19 protein-coding genes and 1 tRNA gene are annotated in these 25,504 nt (G+C 46.9%); 8 read left to right on the top strand and 12 right to left on the bottom strand.

Annotation, left to right across the window (positions count from 1 at the left end):
* Nucleotides 1-6: 6 nt before the first annotated feature.
* The 12 genes from AAG834_RS00910 to tgt all read right to left on the bottom strand — a co-directional run bounded on the left by AAG834_RS00910 (nt 7) and on the right by tgt (nt 17,817).
* Nucleotides 7-453 carry a hypothetical protein gene (locus AAG834_RS00910; RefSeq protein ID WP_342030969.1) on the bottom strand — a complete coding sequence of 149 codons (447 nt, stop codon included), beginning with the start codon at nt 451-453 and terminating at the stop codon, nt 7-9.
* Nucleotides 454-544: 91 nt separating this feature from the next.
* On the bottom strand, nt 545-1,486 hold the full coding sequence (tehA, locus tag AAG834_RS00915; protein ID WP_342030970.1) for a dicarboxylate transporter/tellurite-resistance protein TehA: 942 nt from the start codon (nt 1,484-1,486) through the stop codon (nt 545-547).
* A 462-nt stretch (nt 1,487-1,948) separates the two neighbouring features.
* Complete coding sequence (locus tag AAG834_RS00920) at nt 1,949-3,349, bottom strand: hypothetical protein (RefSeq protein WP_342030971.1); 1,401 nt, start codon at nt 3,347-3,349, stop codon at nt 1,949-1,951.
* Entirely contained in the window at nt 3,346-8,331 is a 4,986-nt protein-coding gene (locus tag AAG834_RS00925) for an AAA domain-containing protein (RefSeq protein ID WP_342030972.1), read from the bottom strand. Before AAG834_RS00925 ends, AAG834_RS00920 begins: the two co-directional genes overlap by 4 nt.
* A gap of 535 nt (nt 8,332-8,866) precedes the next feature.
* Entirely contained in the window at nt 8,867-9,616 is a 750-nt protein-coding gene (locus AAG834_RS00930) for a class I SAM-dependent methyltransferase (protein ID WP_342030973.1), read from the bottom strand.
* A gap of 218 nt (nt 9,617-9,834) precedes the next feature.
* Nucleotides 9,835-10,083 (bottom strand): CsbD family protein, encoded by a 249-nt coding sequence (locus tag AAG834_RS00935; protein WP_101810656.1) that lies wholly within the window; start codon nt 10,081-10,083, stop codon nt 9,835-9,837.
* Between the two features lie 127 nt (nt 10,084-10,210).
* Nucleotides 10,211-11,740 (bottom strand): ABC transporter permease/substrate-binding protein, encoded by a 1,530-nt coding sequence (locus AAG834_RS00940; RefSeq protein WP_342030974.1) that lies wholly within the window; start codon nt 11,738-11,740, stop codon nt 10,211-10,213.
* Between the two features lie 115 nt (nt 11,741-11,855).
* Nucleotides 11,856-13,574, bottom strand: a complete 1,719-nt coding sequence (gene argS / locus AAG834_RS00945; RefSeq protein ID WP_342030975.1) for an arginine--tRNA ligase — start codon at nt 13,572-13,574, stop codon at nt 11,856-11,858.
* A gap of 164 nt (nt 13,575-13,738) precedes the next feature.
* A complete protein-coding gene (locus AAG834_RS00950; RefSeq protein WP_342030976.1) occupies nt 13,739-14,413 on the bottom strand; it encodes a cold-shock protein in 675 nt (224 codons plus the stop codon).
* Nucleotides 14,414-14,443: 30 nt separating this feature from the next.
* A complete protein-coding gene (locus AAG834_RS00955) occupies nt 14,444-15,181 on the bottom strand; it encodes a toxin-antitoxin system YwqK family antitoxin (protein WP_342030977.1) in 738 nt (245 codons plus the stop codon).
* Between the two features lie 505 nt (nt 15,182-15,686).
* Nucleotides 15,687-16,586: a 50S ribosomal protein L3 N(5)-glutamine methyltransferase gene (gene prmB / locus AAG834_RS00960; protein ID WP_342030978.1), complete on the bottom strand. Its 900-nt coding sequence runs from the start codon at nt 16,584-16,586 to the stop codon at nt 15,687-15,689.
* 115 nt (nt 16,587-16,701) lie between these two features.
* Nucleotides 16,702-17,817, bottom strand: coding sequence for a tRNA guanosine(34) transglycosylase Tgt (gene tgt / locus AAG834_RS00965; RefSeq protein ID WP_342030979.1), 1,116 nt, complete (start codon nt 17,815-17,817; stop codon nt 16,702-16,704).
* Between the two features lie 255 nt (nt 17,818-18,072).
* On the opposite strand from tgt, the gene AAG834_RS00970 reads away from it, so the two are divergent.
* From AAG834_RS00970 to pheT, 8 genes are all read left to right on the top strand, one after another.
* Nucleotides 18,073-18,149 (top strand) — tRNA-Val (locus tag AAG834_RS00970).
* Nucleotides 18,150-18,203: 54 nt separating this feature from the next.
* Nucleotides 18,204-20,117, top strand: a complete 1,914-nt coding sequence (gene thrS, locus AAG834_RS00975) for a threonine--tRNA ligase (protein ID WP_019270265.1) — start codon at nt 18,204-18,206, stop codon at nt 20,115-20,117.
* 17 nt (nt 20,118-20,134) lie between these two features.
* Nucleotides 20,135-20,656 carry a translation initiation factor IF-3 gene (gene infC, locus AAG834_RS00980; protein ID WP_074895063.1) on the top strand — a complete coding sequence of 174 codons (522 nt, stop codon included), beginning with the start codon at nt 20,135-20,137 and terminating at the stop codon, nt 20,654-20,656.
* A 146-nt stretch (nt 20,657-20,802) separates the two neighbouring features.
* Nucleotides 20,803-21,000 (top strand): 50S ribosomal protein L35, encoded by a 198-nt coding sequence (gene rpmI / locus AAG834_RS00985; protein WP_002232040.1) that lies wholly within the window; start codon nt 20,803-20,805, stop codon nt 20,998-21,000.
* 12 nt (nt 21,001-21,012) lie between these two features.
* The gene (rplT, locus tag AAG834_RS00990; RefSeq protein WP_002214103.1) at nt 21,013-21,372 is read left to right on the top strand and encodes a 50S ribosomal protein L20; all 360 of its coding nucleotides are present in this window, start codon (nt 21,013-21,015) and stop codon (nt 21,370-21,372) included.
* 247 nt (nt 21,373-21,619) lie between these two features.
* Entirely contained in the window at nt 21,620-22,612 is a 993-nt protein-coding gene (pheS, locus tag AAG834_RS00995; protein ID WP_070636073.1) for a phenylalanine--tRNA ligase subunit alpha, read from the top strand.
* Nucleotides 22,613-22,664: 52 nt separating this feature from the next.
* Nucleotides 22,665-22,946, top strand: a complete 282-nt coding sequence (locus tag AAG834_RS01000; RefSeq protein WP_342030980.1) for a hypothetical protein — start codon at nt 22,665-22,667, stop codon at nt 22,944-22,946.
* 159 nt (nt 22,947-23,105) lie between these two features.
* On the top strand, nt 23,106-25,469 hold the full coding sequence (pheT, locus tag AAG834_RS01005) for a phenylalanine--tRNA ligase subunit beta (protein WP_342030981.1): 2,364 nt from the start codon (nt 23,106-23,108) through the stop codon (nt 25,467-25,469).
* Nucleotides 25,470-25,504: the final 35 nt, after the last annotated feature.

The following is a 25,504-nucleotide window of genomic DNA, read 5'->3' on the forward strand; positions in this document are numbered from 1 at the left end:
AGGCGTTCAGCGATAACTGATGGCGATCATCGTACTGCCGTCTTTATTGTGGTAGTACGCGCTCGCATTGCCCCATGCAAATCGACGGCATTTGCCTGCTGCCGATGTTTCAATGGAGCAAGGGGCATCGCCCAGTTGTTTATCCAGCCATCGATCAAACTGTTTTCTACGTTGCAATTCGCGCTCTTCCGACCATGCTGCCCAGCTATTGTCCTCGCCTATCGGGCAGAAGAATATGGATAAGCGCTCCAGCCGCTGCTGCTCGAACTGGGCAGTAAGGGTGTATTGTTCGGACTGTTTGGTAAATGACAAACTGAAAAATGTTATTCCCGCTTGCAGATGATTCGGTCTGGATTTTGGGAAGGATGCAATCCAGTCATCAAGCGTGGTGCGTGCGCCAATAATGTTGCCGTCCGGCAGGATGATGCTGCCGTTTTCAGGGTTTATCTTCATCGGTTTGAATTTCCAAATGTAGTTTTCAGACGACCTAAAACCATGTTCGTATCCATGTCCGTTTTATAACGCCTTTAAATCGCACGATTTTTCATTTAACCAACAACCGTCCCTGTCTCGCTAAATTCAAAGTCGCCAGCAACAGCAACATCACCAAGCCGGAGCCTGCGGTGGCGAGGAAATAGCTTAAAAACAGTAAACGCTCTTCGGCAATCAAATGAAAACCGCAGCCTGTCATTGCCGCCAAACCGAACGAGAAACCCCAAAAGCTGGGGCTGAATCCTTTCTCCAGCATCCAAGGTAGAAGGCGCAGCAGTAGCAGGAATTGCAGGCAGCCGTAGCCGATTAAAAGCAGCGAGAAGGTATCGATGTGCCCGCCCGATACGGCAAAATAGGTGCCACAGCCGACAAAAGCGGGCGCAAGCTGAATGCCGACAATACCGCGCACAGGGGCGTTGACGGGTGTGCCGGTGCGCAAACGGCTCAATATGGCGGCTTCCAAGCTAAGCCATGAAAACATCCCCGCGCCCAAAAACAGCCAAGCGTAATCCGACCAACCCAATGCCGCCATTGCGGTCGCGCTGACAAAATTGGTGGCAACGGTGGGCAGGTAAACAATCGGCGTGGTGGCATCAAGGGTATGGACGCCGCGCCACAAGCCGCCTGCGCGGTACATGGCAAATGCCAACTGTCCCGCCGTTCCGAGCAAAATCAACCCTTTTGCCAGTAGCGTTTGGTAGGGTAAGGCTGCCAAACCTGCCAGCATCGTGGTAATCGGAATCGCGCTGATGAAACAGCATTGCACCAAATCCCGCAAATCCTGCAAAAATTCGGGGCGGAAAAAACGGATTTTGATGATGTAGGCAATAACCAGCAGCAGCCAAAGCACGAAAGCGGCAGTTAACAGCGTTTCCGCAGCCCAATTCGGTAAAAGCCCGATACGCGCACCGTAACGCCACGACAAACCGAGCGCGAAAAGCCCCAACGGCATGCTGAAATAGCTGAGGGGGACGGGAAATTTTTTGGTGCTCATGACGATGTGTGTTTTAAGGAAAGGCGGTAGTATAGCCGATTCAAATCGGTAAATGCAGCTTGGGTTGAGACATAATAAAGATGCTAAATCTGTCCGGAGTATCGGATCTCAGCATGAGCCGTATTGGGTATTGATATTCTGATGTTTGAGTTTGTAAATGTGTTTTCAGACGACCTGAAGGCAAGCGGAAACAGACGATGAATGTCGCTTGAGCCTTCTTGATTTTCAAGTAGCCTTTTTATCATACATTTCCCGCAACACCTCCGTCAGCCAGTCGAACACCTTTAACACGCGCCCGGAAGTTACTGTGCGTTGCGGGCGGTAGATGTAGAGTTGCCACGGGCGGCGCGGGACGTCGGGGAGGGGTTCTACAAGTTCGCCGTTTTGCAGGTGGATTCGGCGGCGGAGCAGAAGTGTTTTAGGACTTTGAGTTTGTCCATTGTATATATAAAGATTATGCTGCTATGGTTTTAACAAACCAAAGTCTTTTTGTCTTATTTCATCTTCATCTCTATCAGGGAATAGGGCGGAATTTAGATAATTTTTAGCCAATCTTATAATATGATTTATTTTTTTAATATCGGTAGTCATAAACCCGATAGGCAATGTCACAGGATAAGAAGATAGTTTTGCGTGATAACAAACAACAGCAAATTTATCTTCTAGAAATAGAATTTCAGTATTTCCATCTAAAAAACCTTCACAGAATCCGTAAAGTACTTTATCTGATATATCTTTAAAGTGATTTAGCCATTCTTGTTTTTCATGTTGATTTCGTTCGGAAGGCAAAGGTAAGTACAGGTGAAAATCATAGCCATTTTTTTGTTTATCTATTAGATTTTGAATTTTATCATGAATTTTCCGTTGTTTTCCCCAGTAAATATCGCTTGGAACCAACCAATAGAGTTTTTTAGGTGATTTTTTGTTTAAGTTATCTAAAATTTTATTGATTTGTTCGAACAAGGGTTCTTGATGATAAATTTGTCCTAAAAAATACAAGCCATTTTGTTGTTCATGCTCCTGATAAACTTTTAAAAATTCGTTAAAGTCCAATATTCCGCCGAATAGCACCTTCAAAGTATCATCATCAGTAATTTCTGCCATACTATTACGCAGTTGACGCAAATTATCATGACTATCAAATTGCTCCAGTTGTGCAGTAATGGCTTGCTGAATATTTTCTTGATGAGTAATTATCGGCACATCATTGCGTTCTTTAGCTTGTCCTGTTTCAGGCAATAACTCGAATTGTTGCGTGAAACGGAAATAATCAGGCGCACCTTTGGGTTCAATAACATCAATCTTATATAGTGAAATATCCTTTTCAATTTCACCTACTTCATTTTTAACTTCAACAATTTCATCTTCTATTAGCTGGCGAAAGCGATTTTGAAATGTTTTTTGTGCAATTTCGCTACTTTCTGATAACACCTTGGGTTCGATGACTAACTCAATGGCTTGCTGACGATTTTTATCACAGTCGTTTTTTTTCAGAAAATTACTATCTAATAATTCCATACGATATTCACCACCAAATTCTTTTAAAGTGGGAATATGGGGTGATTCCTGATTGTCTTGAAACAGTCTCTGCCCTTCTGCCGATAATGCAATCAAGCCGTTATCCTGCCAAATAATCCATTTATTGCTCTCCAAATCAGCAAGAGCGACTTCGGTTTCATATTGATTAAAACCAAAGTATTGGGCAATTTGTGCAGGTTTGCACGGTGTTACTTTCAAAAGTCGCAACAAATATTCACGCACAAACGCCACACCTTTATCGCTCATATACGAAAATACGATACGAAAACGCGGAGCTTTAACCACAAAATCTATTTGATTATAAGGTGTTTTTTGTTCACTCATTTTTTGGCTCCGTTTTTTAATATCTTAATTGTGTAATCTTGCGGATTATTTTGCTTTTGTATAAAACGTAAAACTTTTGCCAATGGAGTTTTGCTGTTTTTCGGCTGCTCCCAAACGGTTTTTGCGCCGACAATCACCAGTTTATCCATTGCGCGAGACAAGGCTACGTTAATACGGTTTGGCAAATGTAAAAAGCCTGTGCTGTATGTTTTGTCATAGCGTGTCAACGACAAGATAATCACGCGGTTTTCTTTACCTTGATAACTATCTACACTATCAATTTTAATTAAGCGGCGGAAGTCGTCATTCCAACTGCGTTCATTGAATTTTTTACGAATTAGTTTTTTCTGCTCGCCGTACATGCAAATCACACCAATGGCTTGTTCATTTTTCTCCAAACATTTTTTTACAGGTTCACTATTCATAAACGTTTCATCGTTTGCCAAGTCTTGTAATATCCCAATAATTACATCGGCTTCGGCTCGATTGGACAAACTACCATTTTTGGCTGGTTCATGATATGCATTTGTTAACGAAGTTGTATCTAACCATGTTACGCAGGATTTTATCTTTTCAGGTAGCCTGAAATAAATATTAGGCACATCATTGTCAGTTTTACCGTTTTCCAAAACATTTTCATAAAAACATGCTGACACCAAACTGCCAATCGCAGGAGCCATGCGGTATTGTGTTTTGAGTGTAGCGCAAGTTTGCTTTCCATATTCGGATAGGAAAACGCGTTCAAAATCACTGCCTAATGCTTGGTCTAATTCCTCACCGCGCTTGGAAATCCCTAATCGGCGGGCAAGTGCGTTTTTATGTTCTTCAGAATACAAAGGTGGTAGTTGTTTATGGTCGCCAACCAGCAGAATGCGCGTACCTGACTGCATGGCAATCGCCAATTCACTGGAAATAGAACGTGCGGCTTCGTCTACAATCACCCAGTCATAAAGATTATCGGCAATGCCGATATGGCGTTGCCCGATACCTACGCAAGTGCCAATCACAAGCTGACGGGAACGAGCCAAAAATTCATCATAATTGGTGCGTTCGTTAGATAGGGTTTCCAGCATATCTTGGGTTAAATCAATCAGTTTACCTGCTTGGATATTTTCAATCGGCTGAATATTATGCTTGTGATCCAATTCACTGATAAATTTTGGCAGAATTTCGTCAATTTCAACCAATTCATGTAGCCCCATTGCTTGGGCTTGTTCTTTAATGCTTTTTTCTAATTTTTTGCGTAAGCGTTTTTCATCTTCATCAACGGTTTCACCTTTTGATGATTTAACAATTTTTTGATAACGACGAATTTGCACGCCAATATCAAATGCTAATTCGGCTCGTTCGCGCAAATAATTTTCAGGCAGCCCCATGCTGCGTCCAAGCTGGCAAATATTGCTAATCTTGTTCACATTTAACTGTGCCCGTTTTTGTCCAACTAAATTGGGTGAAAACACATCTTCCAATATTTCGGAATCGGCAATTTCACGATTACTGAACCGCACCAGTTGCAAATCTGTTCCCAAACGCTGACAGTGTTTACGGATACGTTCGGCAGCAGTATTGACTGCTTCATGTGATTGGCTGACCAGTAGAATATTTCGAACCTTTTGCACATCAAATAAATAATGTACAAATGCAGCAATAAATTCTGTTTTCCCTGTTCCCGGCGGACCTTGTAATAAGGATAATGGTCCATTGGCAATCAAACGTTGAAAGGCAATACGTTGTGCTTCATTCAGACTTATATTTTTTTCAGGCTGGTCATAGCGTTTAAATTCTTCATTGCTGATATGAATATCATATTTTTCAGACGGCAAGACGCAATGTTCATCAAAATAATCAGTCAAGTTTTTAATCGTACTTTCACCGTCTAAAATACGTTGTAATGCGTTTTTACGGCGAGTGTAAGACGCTTTGTTCTGTTTACTTTGCAAATAAATTGGCGTATCTGCTTGAATATTACTTGCTGAATTACGTAAACTTTTGGGCTTAAGGTGTAATTCATTCAACTGGCTTTGCACAATATCTACTTCGCCATATTTAAAGGTTTTTTCTCCATCTTCACTTTTTCCAATAGCCTCAACAACTTCATCCCGTTTGAATTGATCTAGCGGACTGATTTCACCGTCATAGGGAATATAACAGACCCCATTTTCTGTTTTTTGCAATGCTTCGCTGGCAGTAATAGAAGGTAAAGCTTCGGTTTCAGTATCTAAAATTGCCTGCCAAAGTTTTTTAATCCTAGGACGTTGTTCGATAACTGTTTCTTCTGCAATAATATCAATAGGTTCGGCTTCAAAGTTCTCGTTATTTTCAGCTTGTTCTTTTTCAGGCTGTTTGAAAAAGTGCTCTTGGACAAATTGAATAATAGAGTTCTTAAATTCTGTACTGCCCGCAATGAAATCATTCAGTTTATCTAAGTTGCTATAATTGCTATGTGTGATATTCAAACCGATTTGCAAACTACATTTGCTATCATCACGATCATTTCGACTAATATGATAGCGTTCAAATGGAGATAATCCGTGTCGGAATCGTTGCTCAGCAATGGTATAAAAAGCGGTAAATTTTCCGCCTAATCCAATAAATGTAATATCTATTTCTTCATTTGGATATTTTTGACTTTCTTTAAATTGAACAAACAATTCACCATTTTCAGGATAAATTGAAATAGGCAAAAACGACTCACGCCCGCCCACTGTGATATCAATCATTGGCGTAGCTGGTTTGGGATTGAGTGCCTCTTTAAAACGTGTCAATGAAATAAACGCAGTTTGGCTGTCTGAATATTCTTGCTGCAAGGCTTCGGAAATATCGGCAAAACTTTCAGACGGCCTATTCCATTCAACACCCAATAATTCACACGCCATTTTCATTACGGCAAAATTATCGCGTTGTTTCTCGGTAGGATGATCGAATTCCGGCGAATACTCAGTATTGAACTGACTTTGCCCGTTTGGAGAGAAATCAAATATATCTAGAATATGTAGCTGAGCAGAGTCATCATCGGTCGTTACTAATACATTGTCAGGTTTCAAATCGCCATGTGTAAAACCTAGACTGTGTAAATGTTCAATGTTTTGAATAAATTGATGGATAAGAGCCTGTTTTTGTTTATCCGATAAACCAAGTTTGCAAATATCTTGCCAAGTATGCCCGTCAATAAAATCACTTGCTGCAAAAAGGCAGCCTGATTTCTTGGCAATACCGAATTCTCGGATTTTTGGCACATAATCGGGCGACAAACTTGCCAGTTTTGCCATATTTTCCAGCCAATTCAAAACTACTCTGGCTTTTGAATTATCGGTTTGCGGGTCTGTATTCAGCCATGCTTTAATCAACAAACCATTGGAACAGTAAACTTCTTTCTCACTGGTTTCTACAATAAAATCATCATCTTCACGATAGGCACGGGAATGGTTGATGTCATGTGTGAACGGCTCTAATTTTGTAAAATCAAATGAAAAATCCACCGCCTGTTCAGGTTTGGTTTGATTAAATTTGTTTAAGAAATCCACCGAACTTTCAAAAGGCACATCTGACAATGACTCACGCAAAATTTCAGCATACCATGTAGTTTCATCCGGTAATTTATTTTTCATTTCGTCAAGCGTATCAGATGTAATACGTTTTGCCTGAATGATATGCCATGCCAAAACAGCCAAAGAACGTACGTCATATTGGTATGGTGTGAGTTTGATGTCGTCTGAAAGTGGAAAATGAGATTTTGCCAAATCGCCGGAGACTTCCAAAATCTCACGAATGTCGCCAACCGTTTCTTCAGATGAAAAATAGGCGGTTGCAAACCCCGATAGCGTAATTTTGTCATCTGCCGACAACCAAATGCTGTGATTACCCAAATCACGATGAGCAATACCGATTTTGTGTAACTGGGCAAATTTATCCAACAATAATTGCACTAATCCCAAACGGCGTTTCGTGCTTAAATTTTCACCATTGTATCCGCCGACAAATTGGTCAAAACGTTTTTGCTGTGGGAACAGCTCAAATAAATCAATATGTTCCGCCGTAATTTCGCCTTTTTGCGGCGTAGATTTGTAATTCAAGCATGTGTGATACAAGTCTTTATTTTGTAATTTAATATGGTTCAATACATCGTATTCACGGCTGACTAGGCGATAACGCCCGTCAGGCGTTTGAGCTTCAGGGCGGTTGATTTTAGTGAAATCCCAACGGCGCAATAAGGCTTGGTCTTGGTGCTTTTTATTCTCGGTTTGGGCAAGATATTCTTGATAAATGTCTTTAGGGTGGGAAAAAATAGCTCCGTCTTCTGCGTAATATCCACCAATACTGATACTTTTAGTTTTGTTTTTATTGGTACAAAAAATTTCATCAAAAATAGAAAAATTCTTATTTAAAGTACAATTATCAGAATATTTGGTGTATGTGCCAAATTGCTTGATAAATTTTTGATTATCAGCCAACTTTAAAAAATCCTCTAAGCTAATAACATTCATTTTTTCCTTGTCAGATAATCTACTAAAATCCGAATTTCCTGTCATAACCACCAAAAATTCAATTTTTGGAATAGGGAATCTTTCCGTTGAGTTGGCAAACTGTCCACGAAATTGTTCTAATTTATTTTTTAACAGGAACATCTTTTTTCGGGTAATTTCAACGGGTGAATGCCCCATATCTTTTTTCCCTTTATACCAACGTAGTCCATTATTGGTAATAGGTTCGCCATTCCAATGTTTCAACTCAATAATCAACACATTGCAATGGGTAACAATAACCAAATCAAACTCACCTTCTTTACGTTCTTCCACATCAGCAAAACGAAAGCCTGAGTATCCTTTCCAAGGGAAAATGGATTTCAGAGATTTTAATGTGTCAAATCCCTGTCCTTTTACTTTCTTGTTATTTTCAGAAGCTTGAAAAGCCTGTTTGATTTTTTCAATGGCATCAACCTCATGTTGAGTTAAACCGCCGCCCCAATCTTGTACTTCCATCATATTGACCTTCTGGTTATATTCATTGATTTATAGTGGATTAACTTTAAACCAGTACGGCGTTGCCTAGCCTTGCCGTACTATTTGTACTGTCTGAGGCTTCGTCGCCTTGTCCTAATTTAAATTTAATCCACTATAATTTAATTAAAATGGCTACTCTGTCATTGTAACAAATTTTTATTTTGAAATAGTATTAAAAGTGAATATTGCTAATTTTTTTAAATAGTTTTTACCCCCCTCATAATCTTCCACTGTCAGTTCTCCAATCCATTCAAATCTCTGGGCAGCAAAAACAAAGAGCTGTACATCCTGCCAGGTGTGAACCACACGAATTTGTATGACAACACCAGTGGCAAGATTCCATTTGATAAGTTTGAGCAGTTCTTTAAAGCGAATCTATATTAAGGTCGTCTGAAAGGCCACCTGAAAGCGTAAAAACAGCCTGCACTTTTTGTAACGAGTGCAGGCTGCTTTTTTATTTTTCAGACGACCTTTTCAGATTTCGAGGTCGTCTGAAAAAGCAAATGCGGCGGCTGTATCAAACAGGTTTGCGGAAGGTAATGCAGTAAAAGCGGTTGTTCCACAGCAGCCGCGTTTTCTTTTCCTGCACGGTTTCGGGGATGCAGTTTTCGATTTGTGTCAGATCGAAATCGGTGTCTTGGAAGTAGTTCCGCGTGAATAGGCTTTTTTTGTATTGTTGTTGGATGAAGTCGGTGGTTTCGTCTGCAATCATGATTTTGGTGCCGGGCTTGGCGACGCGCAGCATTTCGTTGATGGCTTTTTGCTTGTCGCTGAAAAAATTGATGCCGCCCACATGGAATACGACGTCGAACATATTGTCGGCAAAGGGTAAATCTTCAGCGTTGCAGTGTACCAAGTCCAAGCCTGCCGCTTTTTTCTGCCATACGTTGCGGCAGCGTTCCAACATGCCGAGCGACAGGTCGGCACCGGTTAAATCCAGCGCGGCGGGGTCGATGTCGGCGGGCAGGTGGTTTAAATCGGTACCTGTGCCGATGGAGACGTAGAGCGCGGTGCAATCCTGCCGCCATTCCAGTTCGCCCATCAGGCTGCGCCGCATTTCGTTGATGCTGTTGCCGTATCTGAGGCGCGCTATCCAGCGTTCTCCGAAATCGTACCAACGGGCGAGGCGGTTGTACATTTTCATGTATTTGGCGTTTTCGTCCGTTACGTTGTCGGAATCGAGGCACAACAAGATGCCGTCTTGTTCGGGCGGAAGCTGATTTTGCAGGGCGGGTTTGAGTTTTTGGATGAGTTTGGCGGAAGGCATGGTGCTTCTCCTGTCGATGATTAAACTATGCGTATTTCGAGTCGGTTTCGGCAAAAGCGTTAAAGCATTGGATTCATTCATCCAATTTATCCGGCGGGGTCGTCTGAAAGTCTGATGATGGGGAACAAGCGATTTTGGGTGGCTGCGCTGCCTGAAATAAAGGCCGTCTGAAATCGTGTTTCAAACGGCCTTTTGACATAGTTTAAGACAAGGATGGATTAGAACTTGCTTTTGATGTCGTCAATCAGGTGCTCGGCTTTTTCTTTTGCCTCGTCAACCAGATGTCCTGCTTCTTCTTTGCCTTTTTTCAATACGTCGCTTGCTTTTTCCTCAATGTCGGCGGCAACTTCTTTGACTTTGCCGATGCCTTGTTGGATCACGCCTTCTGCTTGGAGTTTGGGATCGTCTAAGAGTTCTCCGGCTTTCTCTTTTACATTACCGCTGATTTGGTCTAATTTACCGCTCATGGTTTATTTCCTTGATGTTTATGTTGATCGAGAAATCACTATAGTCTAATTGGTAGCTTGTTGCAACTCGGAGGTCGTCTGAAAACCCGCTTCAATAAAATGAAAACCGTTTTTCAGACGACCTGAATCATTTGCCCTTATCGTTAATCAAACTGTTTTTCTGCAAATAATCCCGCGCCACATCCGCCGGTTTTTCTCCGCCTACTTTCACGCGGTAGTTCATTTCAGTCATTTCTGCTTCGCTGATTTTGCCTGCCAGTTTGTTCAATGCATTCACGACGTCGGGATGCTGTTCGGCAAACTCAGTTTTCATCAACGGCGCGCCTTGGTAGGAGGGGAAAAGGGCGATGTCGTCCGAAAGGACGGCGAGGCGGTATTGTTTGAGGTCGCTGTCGGTGGAATAGGCTTCGACGAGGTCGATTTTGCCGTTTAGGAGGGCGGTGTAGCGCAGGGCGGGTTCGAGCGTCGAGAGGTGGCGAAACTGTATGCCGTGTTGTTGCAAACCTTTGTAGCCGTCGGCGCGGTCGGTAAATTCGAGGGTAAAGCCGGCGCGGATTTGGTTTTGCACGCGTTTGAGGTCGGATATTTTGTGCAGATTGTGCGCGGCGGCGTAGTCTTGGCTGACGGCGAGGGCGTAGGTGTTTTGGTATGCCATCGGCGGTAAAAAGGTCAGCCGGTGCTGTCGGACGAGCAGGTCTTTGGCGGTTTGGTAGGTCTGTTCGGGGGAAAGGCGGCGGTTTTGCTGTTCGGCAGGAACTTTGACCAGACTTTCGAGGACGGTGCCGGTAAATTCGGGATAAATATCAATTTCGCCGCTGTTTAAGGCGTTGAACAGGAATGAAGTTTTGCCGAAATTGGGTTTAAGCATCACCTGCGCGCGCGGATTATTTTCTTCAATCAACTGTTTGTACATATTGATGAGGATGTCGGGTTCGCTGCCGAGTTTGCCTGCGATGGTGATTTTTTGTGCGGATGGGTTCGTTTGAAAAATCGGTGCCAAACCGATGGCGATAAGGATGGCAAGCAGGGCGGCGGTAATCGGCATTTTGTGTTTCGATTTTTGCAGTATGCCGATGCCGCCGCTGACCAGTACGGCAAGCAGGGCGGACAGCAACGCGCCGGTAAACGTCATCGCCATGTTATTACGGTCGATGCCGAGCAAAATCAGGTTGCCCAAACCGCCCGCACCGATGAGCGCGGCGAGTGTCGCTGTGCCGATAATCAATACGGACGCGGTGCGGATGCCGGAAATCATGGCGGGCAGCGCCATCGGCAATTCGATGCGCCACAACGCCTGCCAACGGGACAAGCCGAACGCGGTGTGCGCTTCTTTAATGGCGGGATCGATTTGGCTCAAACCGAGATAGGTGTTTTGAAAAATCGGCAACAGGGCGTAGAGCGTCAGCGCAATCAAAACCGGCGGCGAACCGATGCCGACAAAGGGAATCAGCAAACCGAGCAACGCGAGGGACGGAATGGTTTGCAGGATATTGGTTACCTGCAAAACGCCTTCCGCCCAACGCCGTTTGTCTGCCAGCCATACGGCCAGCGGCACGGCAAGCGCGACGGCGCAAAGCAGGGCAATCAGGGAAAGGCGGAGGTGTTCAAGCGTTGCCTGCCACAGTTCGGCAGGTGGGATGGGAAGGAAATCAGGCATAAAGAATTGTCGGAATTGAAAATATTTCCGACAGTATAGCCTAAGGGGCAAAGAAGATAAAAAGGTCGTCTGAAAAGCGGTTTTCAGACGACCTTTGTTATCGGGAAGATATGATTTACATCACATCCAACACATCAATGCCCAGCAAATCCAAGCCTTGTTTCAGCGTGTCGCCGGTGAGCTTCGCCAGTTGCAGGCGGCTGTTGCGGGTTGCGCCTTCGGCTTTGAGTATCGGGCAGGCTTCGTAGAAGCGGCTGAACAGGGTGGCGGTTTGGTAGAGGTAGGCGGCAAGGTAGTGTGGATACGCCGTGTCCGCCACGCTTTGCAGCACGTCTTCGAATTTCAGCAGCTCGGCGGCAAGCTGTTTTTCCAGCGGTTCGGTCAAAACGGTTGGCTCGGTCGCGTCCCATTCGCCTGCTTTGCGGAACACGCTTTGCACGCGGGTGTAGGCGTATTGCAGATAGGGGGCAGTGTTGCCTTCAAACGAGAGCATGGCGTCCCAGTCGAACACGTAATCGCTGGTGCGGTTTTTGCTCAAATCGGCGTATTTGACCGCGCCGATGCCGACGGTTTTGCCGATTTTCGCCGCTTCGTCCGCGCCCAATTCGGGGTTTTTCTCTTTCACCAAAGCCGTGGCGCGCTCGACGGCTTCGGTCAGCAGGTCAACCAGTTTTACAGTGTCGCCGCTGCGCGTTTTGAACGGTTTGCCGTCTTTGCCCATCATGGTGCCGAAGCCGATAAACTCGGCTTTTGCATCTTCCGGCAGATAGCCTGCTTTGCGGGAAGTGGTGAAAAGTTGTTCGAAGTGCAAGGCTTGGCGGTGGTCGACGACGTACAGCAGGCGGTCGGCTTTCAGACGACCTATGCGGTAGCGCAGGCACGCCAAATCAGTGGAGGCGTAGAGGAAGCCTCTGCCTTGTTTTTGCACGATAAATGCGGCGGGTTCGCCTTCTTTGTTTTTGAACTCGTCCAAGAACACGACTTTCGCGCCGTCGTCTTCGACCGCCAGGCCTTTTTGAACCAAATCATCGACCACGGGCTGCAAATCATCGTTATATTTCGATTCGCCCGCCACGTCTTCGGGGCGCAGTTTCAAGCCCAGCGTGTCATAAACGGCTTGGGCGTGCGAGAGCGAAATATCGACAAACTGTTCCCACAACGCCAACACGGTTTCATCGCCGCCTTGCAGCTTCACAACGTATTCGCGCGCGGTGTCGGCAAAGGCGGCATCTTCGTCAAAGCGCACTTTGGCGGCGCGGTAAAACTGCTCCAAATCCGCCAGTTCAAACGCGGCATTGTCTTTTTGCTGCTCGACCAAATAAGCGACCAACATACCGAACTGCGTACCCCAGTCGCCGACGTGGTTTTGGCGGATGACGGTGTTACCCATAAATTCCAATACGCGCGAAATGCTGTCGCCGATGATGCTGGAGCGCAGATGGCCGACGTGCATTTCCTTAGCTAGATTGGGCGAGGAATAGTCGATGACGACGGTTTGCGGTTTGTCGGTTTTTGCTATGCCGAAACGCGCGTCATTCAAGGCCGCATGAATATTTTGGGCGAGAAATTCAGGACGCAGGCGCAGGTTGATAAAGCCGGGGCCGGCCACTTCCGCGCTTTCAATCACGGCGTTGTCCGCCAATGTTTCGGCAACCTTTTGCGCCAATTCGCGCGGATTTTGTTTGGCTTTTTTCGCCGCACCCATCACGCCGTTGATTTGGAAATCGCCGTGTTCGGCATTTTTGGTCGGCTGCAAGACAACGGGGCTGTCGGCGATGCCTGCGGCGGCAAAGGCGGCGGCGGCTTCGCGTTCGACGGTTTGATGTAGGTTCATGAAGTTCGGTCTCTTGGTTAAATTCAAATCAGGCGGTATTTTAAAAGAATTTGGGGTGTTGAAACAGGGCTAAGGTGAAAGGTCGTCTGAAAACCTTGGATTTGGGTTTTCAGACGACCTTTTGCATGAAGTTGGTCTGAACCGCTTTGATTGCTGCGAAGCCTTTATTTTGCTTCTTTGGAGGCGTTTTTGCGGGCGGCTTTGCTGTTGTCTGGTTTTGTTTGTTTTTGAGTTTTGCGGCTGTTTACCGCATCCAACCACTCTTCGCGTTCGGCTTTTATTTTGGCTGCAACTTCTTCCACCATCGTCTTCGGCGGTGCGGCCGCTGCCGCTTGTGCCTGTTGCTGGTATTTCTGCCAGTAATCCCAGCCAAACCATCCGCCGGCGGCAAGCAGGGCGATGATGGGGATAATCAGCAAGAGCTTGGAAAAGGTTTTTTTATACGGTTCGGGTTCAGTGTCGAAAAAGTCGAATTCATCGACACAGTCAAGGGAGAAGCAGATATTTTCGGCTTCGTCGCGTCCGCGTCTGCCTTTGACGATGTCGAATGAGACGCGTTGGCCTTCGGCAGGCGGACGTGTCAGTGTGGTAAAGGCGGAAAGTGGGGCGAATACTTCTGTACCCATGCTTTCTTCGCGGATAGCTCCAAATTGGCGGTTGTCATTCCAGCGTGTAATCGTACCGTAATAGCGCATAGTTTTATGTAATTTGAATAGTTGTTGTTTGGGTTGTATTTTAAACGAAATCTGCAAAGGAGCAAGGGGGAGCTGTTGATATTTAAATGTAAATTCTGCGGCGTTGGGGATGGTCGGTTTCAGACGACCTGACTGTTTAAACAAAAAAAGGAAACGTATTGTTTCCCTTTTTTGTTAGTCAATCACATAACCTTCTTTGTCCCAGTTGGTTTTTTTCACCACTTGGTCGTTGGCGTAAACCGTCTCGGATTTTTTAGAGCCGTCTTCATACCATTCTAAAACAACGCCGTTTCGTTTGCCGTTGGTAATGGTAATTTCAGAAAGGGCGCGGCCGTTTTCGTCCCAACTCATGATTTCGGTCGGTTTGTCGTTGACCATGGTCATTTCGGTTTTCGGGCTGCCGTTGGGATACCATTGCTTCCAGTAGCCGTTTGCCTTGTCGTGTTTGAACTGGATTTCGCTTTCTTTCGTGCCGTTGCGGTAATAGCGTGAGCCGACGCCTTCGCTCAAGCCGTTCAGATAGGGCATGACCGCCGATTTTTTACCGTTGGGGTACCAGTTGGTCCATTCGCCGTTCGGCTTGCCGTTGCGGTAGCTGCCGATCATTTTCTTTTGCCCGTTGAAATGCCAGAGCGTCAAAGTACCGTTGTTGAGGACGGGTACAAAGGTTTTGATCTGCGCCGCCGGTATTTCATACGGGTCGGAATATTTTTTCATGGACGGATAGTAAAAGTCCTGCACTTGCGCTACGCCGGATTCGACGGTGTATTGGCGGACGTAAGCTACCGATGACATTGTGGCGGTAATTTTGCCGTTTTGATTGAAATAAACGGAGTGGGTTTGTGCCGAAGCTTGAAGCGACGCGCCAAGCAGGATGCAGGCGGTCAGGCTGTTTGTCCAAAAGTGGTTCATTGTCTGATTGTTCCGATGTGGCGGAGGTGTAAATAATAGGTATTTAGTTGAGTCGTCAAGTCGATAATATTTGAATAAAGCATATTCCGGCTGTTATTCGTCATTATAATCCATCAGGTCATGCGGGTTAAATATAATATTTTTATGAATGCTTATTGAAATACAGACAATAAATATAAGAAATGGTTCCGATTGGAATATTGAATTTGTGTATAGGGAGGTCGTCTGAAAACAGATTAAACAGATATGTTCAACGTTAATAATATAGTGGATTAACTTTAAACCAGTACGGCGTTGCCGCACCTTAGCTCAAAGAGAACGATTCTCTAAGGTGCTGAAGCACCAAGTGAATCGGTTCCGTACTATCTGTACTGTCTGCGGCTTCGTCGCCTTGTCCTGATTTAAAGTTAATCCACTATAATGGTTTGGGGCGAGCGCAATCATGAAAATACGGCCAAAAACCTATATGCAGAAGATTTTCGACCGTATCAAAATCGGCAAGAGATTACTCCAATCCCAGCAATTGCTCGCGGGTCAGCAAGAATACGAATCCGTCGCCGCCGCTGGTTTCCAGCCAAGTGAACGGCAGCTCGGGATAGGCGGCTTCCAATACGTCGCGGTTGTGTCCGATTTCGACCAACAGTACGCCTTTGGAGTTCAGGTATTTGGCGGCGTGCAGTAGGATTTGACGGGTGGCGTCCAAACCGTCTTCACCGCTGCCCAAGGCGAGTTCGGGTTCGTGCAGGTATTCGTCAGGCAACATATCGACCGATTCGGCATCGACATAAGGCGGGTTGGAAACAATCAGGTCGTATGTACCTTCCAATCCTTCGAACAAATCGGTATGAATCAAGTTGATACGCTCTTCCAAACCATAATCTTCAACGTTGATGGCGGCTACTTCCAGCGCATCCAAACTCAAATCGACGGCGTCGATTTCAGCGGCAGGGTAGTGGTGTGCCATTTGGACGGCGAGGCAGCCGCTGCCGGTACACAAGTCCAATGCGCGGTGAACCAATTCGGGATGCTCTATCCAAGGGGTAAGGCTGTCGCCGAGCAGTTCGTAAATAAACGAGCGCGGTACGATGACGCGTTCGTCAACATAAAAATCGAAATCGCCTTGCCATGCCTGATGGGTGAGGTAGGCTGCGGGGATGTGTTCGACTGCGCGGCGTTCCAGCACTGACAATACTTCTTCTTTCTCGCTTTGCAACAGCTTGGCATCGAGGTAAGGTTCCAGCGTGTCCAGCGGCAGGTTGAGGGTGTGCAGGATCAGGTAGGCGGCTTCGTCGTGCGCGTTGTCCGAGCCATGCCCGAAAAACAAACCGGCATCGTTGAAACGGCTGACGGCGAAACGCAGGATGTCGCGGACGGTGGTCAATTCTTGGGCTGCTTGGGTAAACATATCGCACTCTCAAATAATGTAAATTAATGTTTGCATTATAACAGCAAGGTCGTCTGAAAACGGGGTTTACTTGAATATAACGTTTTCAGACGACCTCGATAAACATGGTTAAATCTCAATCCACACCGCAGGCGCGGTTTTCATGGAATTGCGCCTGCCAGTCGGCAAATTTTCCTTGCTCGATGGCTTCGCGCATTTCCGCCATGATGACTTGGTAGAAATGTAGGTTATGGATGGTGTTGAGTTGCGCGCCCAAGATTTCGCCGGTGCGGTGCAGGTGGTGCAGGTAGGCACGGCTGAAGTTTTGACAGGCGTAGCAGGTGCAGCTTTCGTCTATCGGACGCTTGTCGAGCTTGTGTTTGGCGTTTTTGATTTTCAAATCGCCGAAACGGGTGAACAGCCAGCCGTTGCGTGCATTACGGGTGGGCATGACGCAGTCGAACATATCCACGCCGTGCGCCACGCCGTAAACGAGGTCTTCGGGTGTGCCGACGCCCATCAGGTAATGCGGTTTGTGTTCGGGCAGCATCGGTCCGACGGCGCGCAGCATGCGGTACATTTCGGGTTTGGGTTCGCCGACGGACAGACCGCCGATGGCAAGGCCGGGGAAGTCGAATTGTTCCAAGCCGCGCAGCGATTCTTCGCGCAAATCTTCATACATCGCACCTTGCACGATGCCGAATAGGGCATTCGGGTTCTTCAAGTCTTCAAAGGCTTTTTTGCTTCGTTCTGCCCAACGCAGGCTCATTTGCAGGGATTTTTGCGCCTGTTCGTGCGTTGCTTCGCCCGGTGTGCATTCGTCCAACTGCATCACGATGTCGGAATTGAGTACAGTCTGGATTTTCATGGAGATTTCGGGCGAGAGGAAGAGTCTGTCACCGTTAATCGGGCTTTGGAAGGTGCAGCCTTCTTCAGTCAGTTTGCGCATATCGGAAAGCGAGAAAACCTGAAAACCGCCTGAGTCGGTCAGAATGGGTTTGTCCCAGCCGATAAATTCGTGCAGACCGCCGAATTGCTCGATGACTTCCAAACCAGGGCGCAGCCATAAATGGTAAGTGTTGCCCAAAATAATTTGTGCCTTGATGTCGTGCAGGTTTTGCGGATTCATCGCTTTGACCGAGCCGTAAGTGCCGACCGGCATAAATACGGGCGTTTCGATTTTGCCGTGGTTCAGTTCCAACGTGCCGCGTCGGGCATGGCCGTCTTTTTTATGTAAGGTAAATTTGAGCATAGGTTGTATCTATAATGTCGAAAACGGCGTGTGAAGCCGCCGTGCAGTCAAACGATTGAGGTAAAAACGCGATTATAAAGGATTTTCATCGCAATAGCGGTGTTTGAATATTTCAGACGACCTTATTCGTATCGAGATGTTCACTGTTGAAAATGTTTCAAAAAAATCACAATGTTCCGACAATGTCGTCTGAAACCTCATTTTCATGCTTGCCATCGCGTCAAAGTATCGTCTATAATCCGAACCCTGTTAAACAGGCACGTAGCTCAGTTGGTTAGAGCACCACCTTGACATGGTGGGGGTCGTTGGTTCGAATCCAATCGTGCCTACCAAATTTCCCAAACGGCATTTATGCCGTTATTTTTTAATGTTTTGGAGCTTTTTTGATGTTGAACATTACCTTGCCGGACGGCTCAGTCCGCCAATACGAATCGCCCGTTACCGTGGCACAGATTGCCGCGTCTATCGGAGCAGGTTTGGCGAAGGCGACGGTGGCGGGTAAGGTAAACGGCAAATTGGTCGATGCGTGCGATCCGATTACTGAAGATTCAACCGTCCAAATCATTACCCCGAAAGACCAAGAAGGCGTTGAAATCATCCGCCACTCTTGCGCCCACCTTGTCGGCCATGCAGTCAAGCAACTTTATCCTAATGCAAAAATGGTTATCGGCCCCGTCATTGAAGAGGGCTTTTATTACGATATTGCTACGGAAAAACCGTTTACGCCCGAAGATGTTGCCGCTATCGAAGCGCGCATGAAAGAATTGATTGCACAAGATTATGATGTAATCAAAATCATGACCCCGCGTGCCGAAACCATCAAAATTTTCCAAGATCGCGGTGAAGAATACAAGCTGCGCCTGATTGACGATATGCCTGAAGTTGAAGCAATGGGTATGTATCATCATCAGGAATATGTCGATATGTGCCGCGGTCCGCACGTTCCGAACACCCGTTTCCTGAAAAACTTCAAGCTGACCAAGTTGGCAGGTGCATACTGGCGTGGCGACAGTAATAATGAAATGCTGCAACGTATTTACGGTACGGCTTGGGCGACAAAAGACGAATTAAAAGCCTATATCCAGCGTATCGAAGAAGCAGAAAAACGCGACCACCGAAAATTGGGTAAACAACTGGATTTGTTCCACTTGCAAGACGAAGCACCGGGTATGGTGTTTTGGCATCCCAAAGGTTGGGCTTTGTGGCAAACTATTGAGCAGCATATGCGCAAAGAGCTGAATGCTGCCGGCTATAAAGAAGTCAAAACCCCCCAAATCATGGATAAAACCTTTTGGGAAAAATCCGGTCATTGGGATAACTACAAAGACAATATGTTCGTAACCAGTTCGGAAAAGCGCGAATACGCGGTTAAACCGATGAACTGTCCCGGACATGTTCAAATTTTCAATAACGGCTTGCGCTCGTACCGTGATTTGCCGATGCGTTTGGCAGAATTTGGTTCTTGCCATCGCAACGAGCCGAGTGGTGCATTGCATGGATTGATGCGTGTTCGCGGTTTTGTGCAAGACGATGCGCATATTTTCTGCACAGAAGATCAAATCGTTAGCGAAGCGCGGGCATTTAATGAATTGCTGGTTCGTATTTACAAGCAATTTGGTTTCCATGATGTATCGGTCAAGCTTTCACTGCGTCCTGAGAAGCGCGCCGGTTCAGACGACGTGTGGGATAAGGCAGAACAAGGTCTGCGCGAAGCATTGACTGCTTGCGGCGTGGAATGGGACGAGTTGCCGGGTGAAGGTGCGTTCTACGGACCTAAAATCGAATATCACGTCAAAGACGCATTGGGACGTTCTTGGCAGTGTGGTACGCTGCAACTGGACTTTGTATTGCCGGAACGCTTAGATGCAGAATATGTAACCGAAAACAATGACCGCGCCCGTCCGGTAATGTTGCACCGCGCCATTTTGGGTTCTTTGGAGCGATTTATCGGTATTCTGATTGAAAACCACGCAGGTTCTTTCCCGTTGTGGTTGGCTCCGGTTCAAATGGTGATTATGAATATCACCGAAAATCAAGCAGATTACTGCCGTGAAGTGGCTGCTAAATTGCAAGCCGCTGGCTTCCGTGTAGAGCTGGATTTGCGTAACGAAAAAATCGGTTACAAAATCCGTGATAACAGCCAATACCGCTTCCCTTATCAAATCGTTGTCGGCGATAAAGAGAAGCAGGAAAACAAAGTGGCCGTGCGCCGCAAAGCAGAAGACTTGGGTTCTTTGGATTTGGATGATTTCATTGCACAACTGCAGCAAGAAATCGCAGACGCCCTCGTCAACCATTAATTTTTATAGGAGTATTCATCATCGCTCAAGAACGCGAAGCACGAATCAATGGCGAAATTACCGCTAAAGAAGTGCGTTTAATCAGTGAGTCAGGCGAACAGCTTGGTGTCGTATCGGTTCGTGAAGCTTTGGCTATGGCCGAAGAGCAGGATGTGGATTTGGTAGAGATTTCCCCTACTGCCAAACCGCCCGTGTGCAAACTGATGGATTACGGTAAATATAAATACCAACAAGCCAAGAAACGCGACGAAGCCAAGAAAAATCAGAAGCAGGTGCAAATTAAGGAAATCAAATTCCGTCCGGGTACCGATGAAGGCGATTATCAAATCAAAATGCGCAACATCAACCGCTTCTTGGCTGACGGCGATAAAGTCAAAGTAACGCTTCGTTTCCGCGGTCGTGAAATGGCTCACCAGCAACTCGGTGCGCAACTTTTAGAGCGCGTAAAAGAGGACTTGGCGGAAGTAGCCCAAATCGAATCCTTCCCTAAAATGGAAGGCCGTCAAATGGTGATGATGATTGCACCAAAGAAAAAATAAAGTTATAATTTCCAGCTTACTCCGATTGCCGCTTCGGGGTAAGCTTTTGATTGGCGGCAAAAACCGTGGCATTTTGGGTTCAAGTGTTTGAAATCGATGTTTTAAAACCCCCTAATGCCTTATCTAATAACGAATGGAGTTTTCCCATGCCTAAAATGAAAACCAAGTCTAGCGCGAAAAAACGCTTCAAAGTACTGGGTAACGGCGGTGTAAAACGCGCTCATGCGTTCAAACGCCACATCTTGACTAAAAAGACCACTAAAAACAAACGCCAACTGCGCGGTACCTCTATGGTAAACGATCGCGATTTGGCTTCTGTTGCTAAAATGTTACCCTACGCTTAAGGAGTTTAGAATATGCCACGCGTAAAACGCGGTGTAACCGCTCGTGCCCGTCACCAAAAAATCTTCGCGTTAGCCAAAGGCTACCGCGGTCGTCGTAAAAACGTATACCGCGTTGCCAAGCAAGCGGTAATGAAAGCCGGTCAATACGCATACCGTGACCGTCGTCAACGCAAACGCCAATTCCGTCAATTGTGGATTGTCCGTATCAATGCAGGTGCTCGTGAAAATGGTCTGTCTTACAGCAAATTCATGAACGGTCTGAAACGCGCCTCTATCGAAATCGACCGCAAAGTATTGGCTGATTTGGCTGTATTCGATAAAGCCGCTTTTGCTCAATTGGTTGAGAAAGCCAAAGCTGCTTTGGCTGCGTAATCCAAAAAAATTTAAAAAGGAAGCTACGGCTTCCTTTTTTCTTTGTTTGAAGAAAGTCTATGTGATTGATTTTCTTTCTTTAAAGTCTATTTTTTTGAATTGATTTGCGCTAAAATACGCCGATTCTATCAAACGGATTGGCCGTAAACGATAAAAGGTCGTCTGAAAAGTTTGGCAACACCAAACCATACAGGCGGCCTCATTGTTTCAGACGACCCATCATCAACCGACAGACGATAAAACCACTATGGAAAATGTAAACCGTATCGTTGCAGAAGGCATTGCCGCAGTAGAAGCCGCGCAAGACTTCAACGCTCTAGAACAAATCAAAGCCCGTTATCTTGGTAAAACCGGCGAGTTGACCGGACTTCTGAAAACCTTAGGTCAAATGTCGCCTGAAGAGCGCAAAACCATAGGTGCGCATATCAATGAGTGCAAAAACCAGTTTCAGACGGCCTTTAACAATAAACGCGATGCCCTCAACGAAGCCAAACTGCAAGCCCAGCTTGCCGCCGAAGCACTCGATATTACCTTGCCCGGACGCGCGCAGGAAAATGGCGGTCTGCATCCCGTAACCCTGACTTTGCAGCGCGTGGTCGAACTCTTTCACGGCATGGGTTTTGAAGTGGCAGATGGCCCGGAAATCGAAGACGATTTCCACAACTTCCAAGCTCTGAACATTCCCGCAAACCACCCGGCCCGCGCTATGCAGGATACGTTCTACGTTGAAAACGGCGATGTTTTACGTACGCACACTTCCCCGATTCAAATCCGCTATATGCTCGATAAAAAAGAGCCTCCCATCCGTATTATCGCTCCCGGTCGTGTTTACCGCGTGGACAGCGATGCTACGCACTCACCCATGTTCCACCAAGCTGAAGGACTTTGGGTGGAAGAGGGCGTAACTTTCGTCGATTTGAAAGCCGTGTTCACCGATTTTATCCGCCGCTTTTTCGAACGCGATGATTTGCAAGTACGTTTCCGTCCGTCTTTCTTCCCGTTTACCGAACCGTCCGCCGAAATCGACATCATGGGCGAAAACGGCAAATGGCTGGAAGTCGGTGGCTGCGGCATGGTGCATCCCAACGTGTTGAAAAACGTGAATATCGATCCCGAGAAATACACTGGTTTCGCCTTTGGTATCGGTCTCGATCGTTTTGCTATGTTGCGTTACAACGTGAACGATCTGCGACTGTTTTTTGATAACGATTTGAACTTTTTGAAGCAGTTTGCGAAATGATTGTGCAGGCTGCTTGAATGCAAAAGCAGCCTGCACCGCAGAAAGCTGAATCATGAAACGCTATGTTACCCCATTCGTTTGCTATGCGTTTGCTGTTGCACTGTGGTTGCTGTCCATCTATTGCGAAAACCGCTCTTTGGCGTTGGCCGATTTGAAAACTCTGACCGGCGACGATGTGGAAGGTGCAATAAGGTGGTCGAATTACGGATTTACCGCATTTACTGTGTCCTGTTTTGTCACCGCGATCGGTAGTTGGTTGATGCCGTGGTTCAAAAGCTGGGAGCGTGTAGCGTTTACAGTGAGTGTCACCTTAGGCTGTGCCTTGCTAGCGTAGTTTGTAACAATATTTATTGTTTTGATTGCTTAAGGTTTGAAAAGGCTACCTGAAAGCAACAGCCCCAACAAAGTTAAAAACCAGCCTGCGCCCTAAACAAACAGGTCGTCTGAAAACAAAATCTGATAAAAAAGTTAATTAGTTGATTGAGAACATAACATGCAATTCTCCTACTCATGGCTGAAAACCCAAGCCGATACCGAACTTTCCGCCGATAAGCTGGAACATCTGTTAACCATGTCCGGCTTGGAAGTGGAAGAAGCCGAGACTGCCGCGCCTGCGTTTACAGGCGTGGTGATTGCCGAAGTGAAATCCGTTGAAAAACATCCTGATGCCGACCGTTTGAACGTTACCCAAGTCGATGCGGGTACAGGTGAGTTGGTGCAGATTGTGTGCGGTGCGCCGAATGTGAAAGCGGGCATCAAAGTGCCGTGTTCGCTGCCGGGTGCGGTGTTGCCGGGCAATTTCAAAATCAAGCCGACCAAGATGCGGGGCGTGGTGTCGAATGGGATGTTGTGTTCCACCGACGAACTCGGTCTGCCTGACGACGGCGTGAACGGCCTGCACATTCTGCCGCAAGACGCTCCCGTCGGCGCAAACATCCGTGAATATTTGGATTTGGACGATACGGTATTCACGCTGAAAATCACACCGAACCGTGCCGACTGCTTGAGCATCAAAGGTATTGCGCGTGAAGTGTCCGCATTGACGGGTTGCGCGTTTAAGCAGCCTGCAATCCATGCCGCGCCAATCACGGGCAGCCGCAAACAGCCCGTGCAGATTGATGCGCCTGCCGATTGCGGCCGCTTTATCAGCCGCGTGATTGAAAACGTGAACGCGCGCGCCGCTACGCCGGATTGGATGAAGCAGCGTTTGGAGCGCAGCGGTATACGCAGTATTTCCGCGCTGGTGGATATTGGCAATTATGTGATGCTGGAAATCGGTCAGCCAATGCATGTTTTTGATGCCGACAAACTTTCAGGCAGCCTGCACATCCGCCGTGCGCATGAAGGTGAAACGCTGGAATGCCTGAACGAGAAAACCGTCTCCCTGTCTGAAAACACGCTGGTAGTGGCCGATGAAAAAGGCGCGTTGAGTTTGGCAGGCCTGATGGGCGGCGCGGCGAGCGCGGTTTCAGACGACACGCAAAATATCGTGCTGGAAGCGGCTTGGTTTGCGCCTGAAATCATCGCCGGAAAATCGCGCCAGTACGGTTTTGGCTCGGATTCGTCGTTCCGCTTTGAGCGCGGCGTGGATTACCGTTTGCAGGTTGATGCTATCGAACGCGCTACCGAATTGGTTTTGCAAATCTGCGGCGGTGCTGCAGGGGAAATGGTGGAAGCGCAGGGCGAATTGCCTAAAGCGAAGCAGGTCGAATTGCGTTTGGGTCGTCTGAAAACCGTGTTGGGCGTGGACATTCCCGCCGAACAGGTGGAAACCATTTTGCAGCACTTGGGCTTGCAACCTGAAAAAACCGCAGAAGGCTTCCGCGTTACCGCGCCGAGCTTCCGTTTCGACATCGAAATCGAAGCCGATTTGATTGAAGAAATCGGTCGCGTTTACGGCTATGAAAATATCCCCGACGATTACACATCAGGTCGTCTGAAAATGCTGGCGCTGCCCGAAACCCGCCGTCCGCGTTTTGCCGTTTATAACGAAATGGCGGCGCGCGGCTACCGCGAAGTGGTCAGCTATGCCTTCGTTGACGAGCAGTGGGAACTCGATTTTGCCGCCAACGCGAACCCCATCCGCCTGCAAAACCCGCTGGCGGCGCAGTATGCCGTGATGCGTTCCACGCTCATCGGTGGCTTGGTGGAAATTCTGCAAAACAATCTGAACCGCAAGCAAAACCGCGTGCGCGTGTTTGAAATCGCCCGCGTGTTCAGCAAAGGTTCAGACGGCCTGTTTGTACAAAACGAACGCATCGGCGGTCTGTGGTACGGCGCGGCTATGCCGGAACAATGGGGCGAAAAAACGCGCAACGTAGATTTTTACGACATCAAGGCGGATGTGGAAAATCTGTTGAAAAACAAAGCAGTTGAGTTTGTCAAAACCGAACATCCCGCCCTGCATCCCGGCCGCGCTGCCAATATCGTTTCAGACAGACAGGTCATCGGCTTTGTCGGCGAATTGCATCCGAAATGGCTGCAAAAATACGACTTGCCGCAAGCGCCGCTGGTATTTGAAATCGATATGGCAGCTGTGTTGGAACGAGAAAAAACGCGCTATCAGGCCGTATCGAAATTCCAGCCGGTGCGCAGGGATTTGGCGTTTGTGATGCCTGAAACCATGACCCATGATGATTTGTTGGCCGCCTTGAAAGGCGCGGCAAATAAGTTGGTACAGGAAATCAGCGTATTTGACGTGTATCGCGGTACGGGCCTGCCTGAAGGGATGAAAAGCATGGCAGTTAAAGTGATTTTGCAGGATATGGAAAACACGCTGACGGATGAAACAGTCGAGCCGGTTATCGGAAAACTGATTGATGCGGCAACTGCTGCGGGAGCGCAACTTCGCAGCTAAAAAATAAATATTCGCTTGAATTTTAAATAGAAATT

This window comes from Neisseria sp. Marseille-Q2251, from assembly GCF_940793045.1.
Lineage (GTDB): Bacteria > Pseudomonadota > Gammaproteobacteria > Burkholderiales > Neisseriaceae > Neisseria.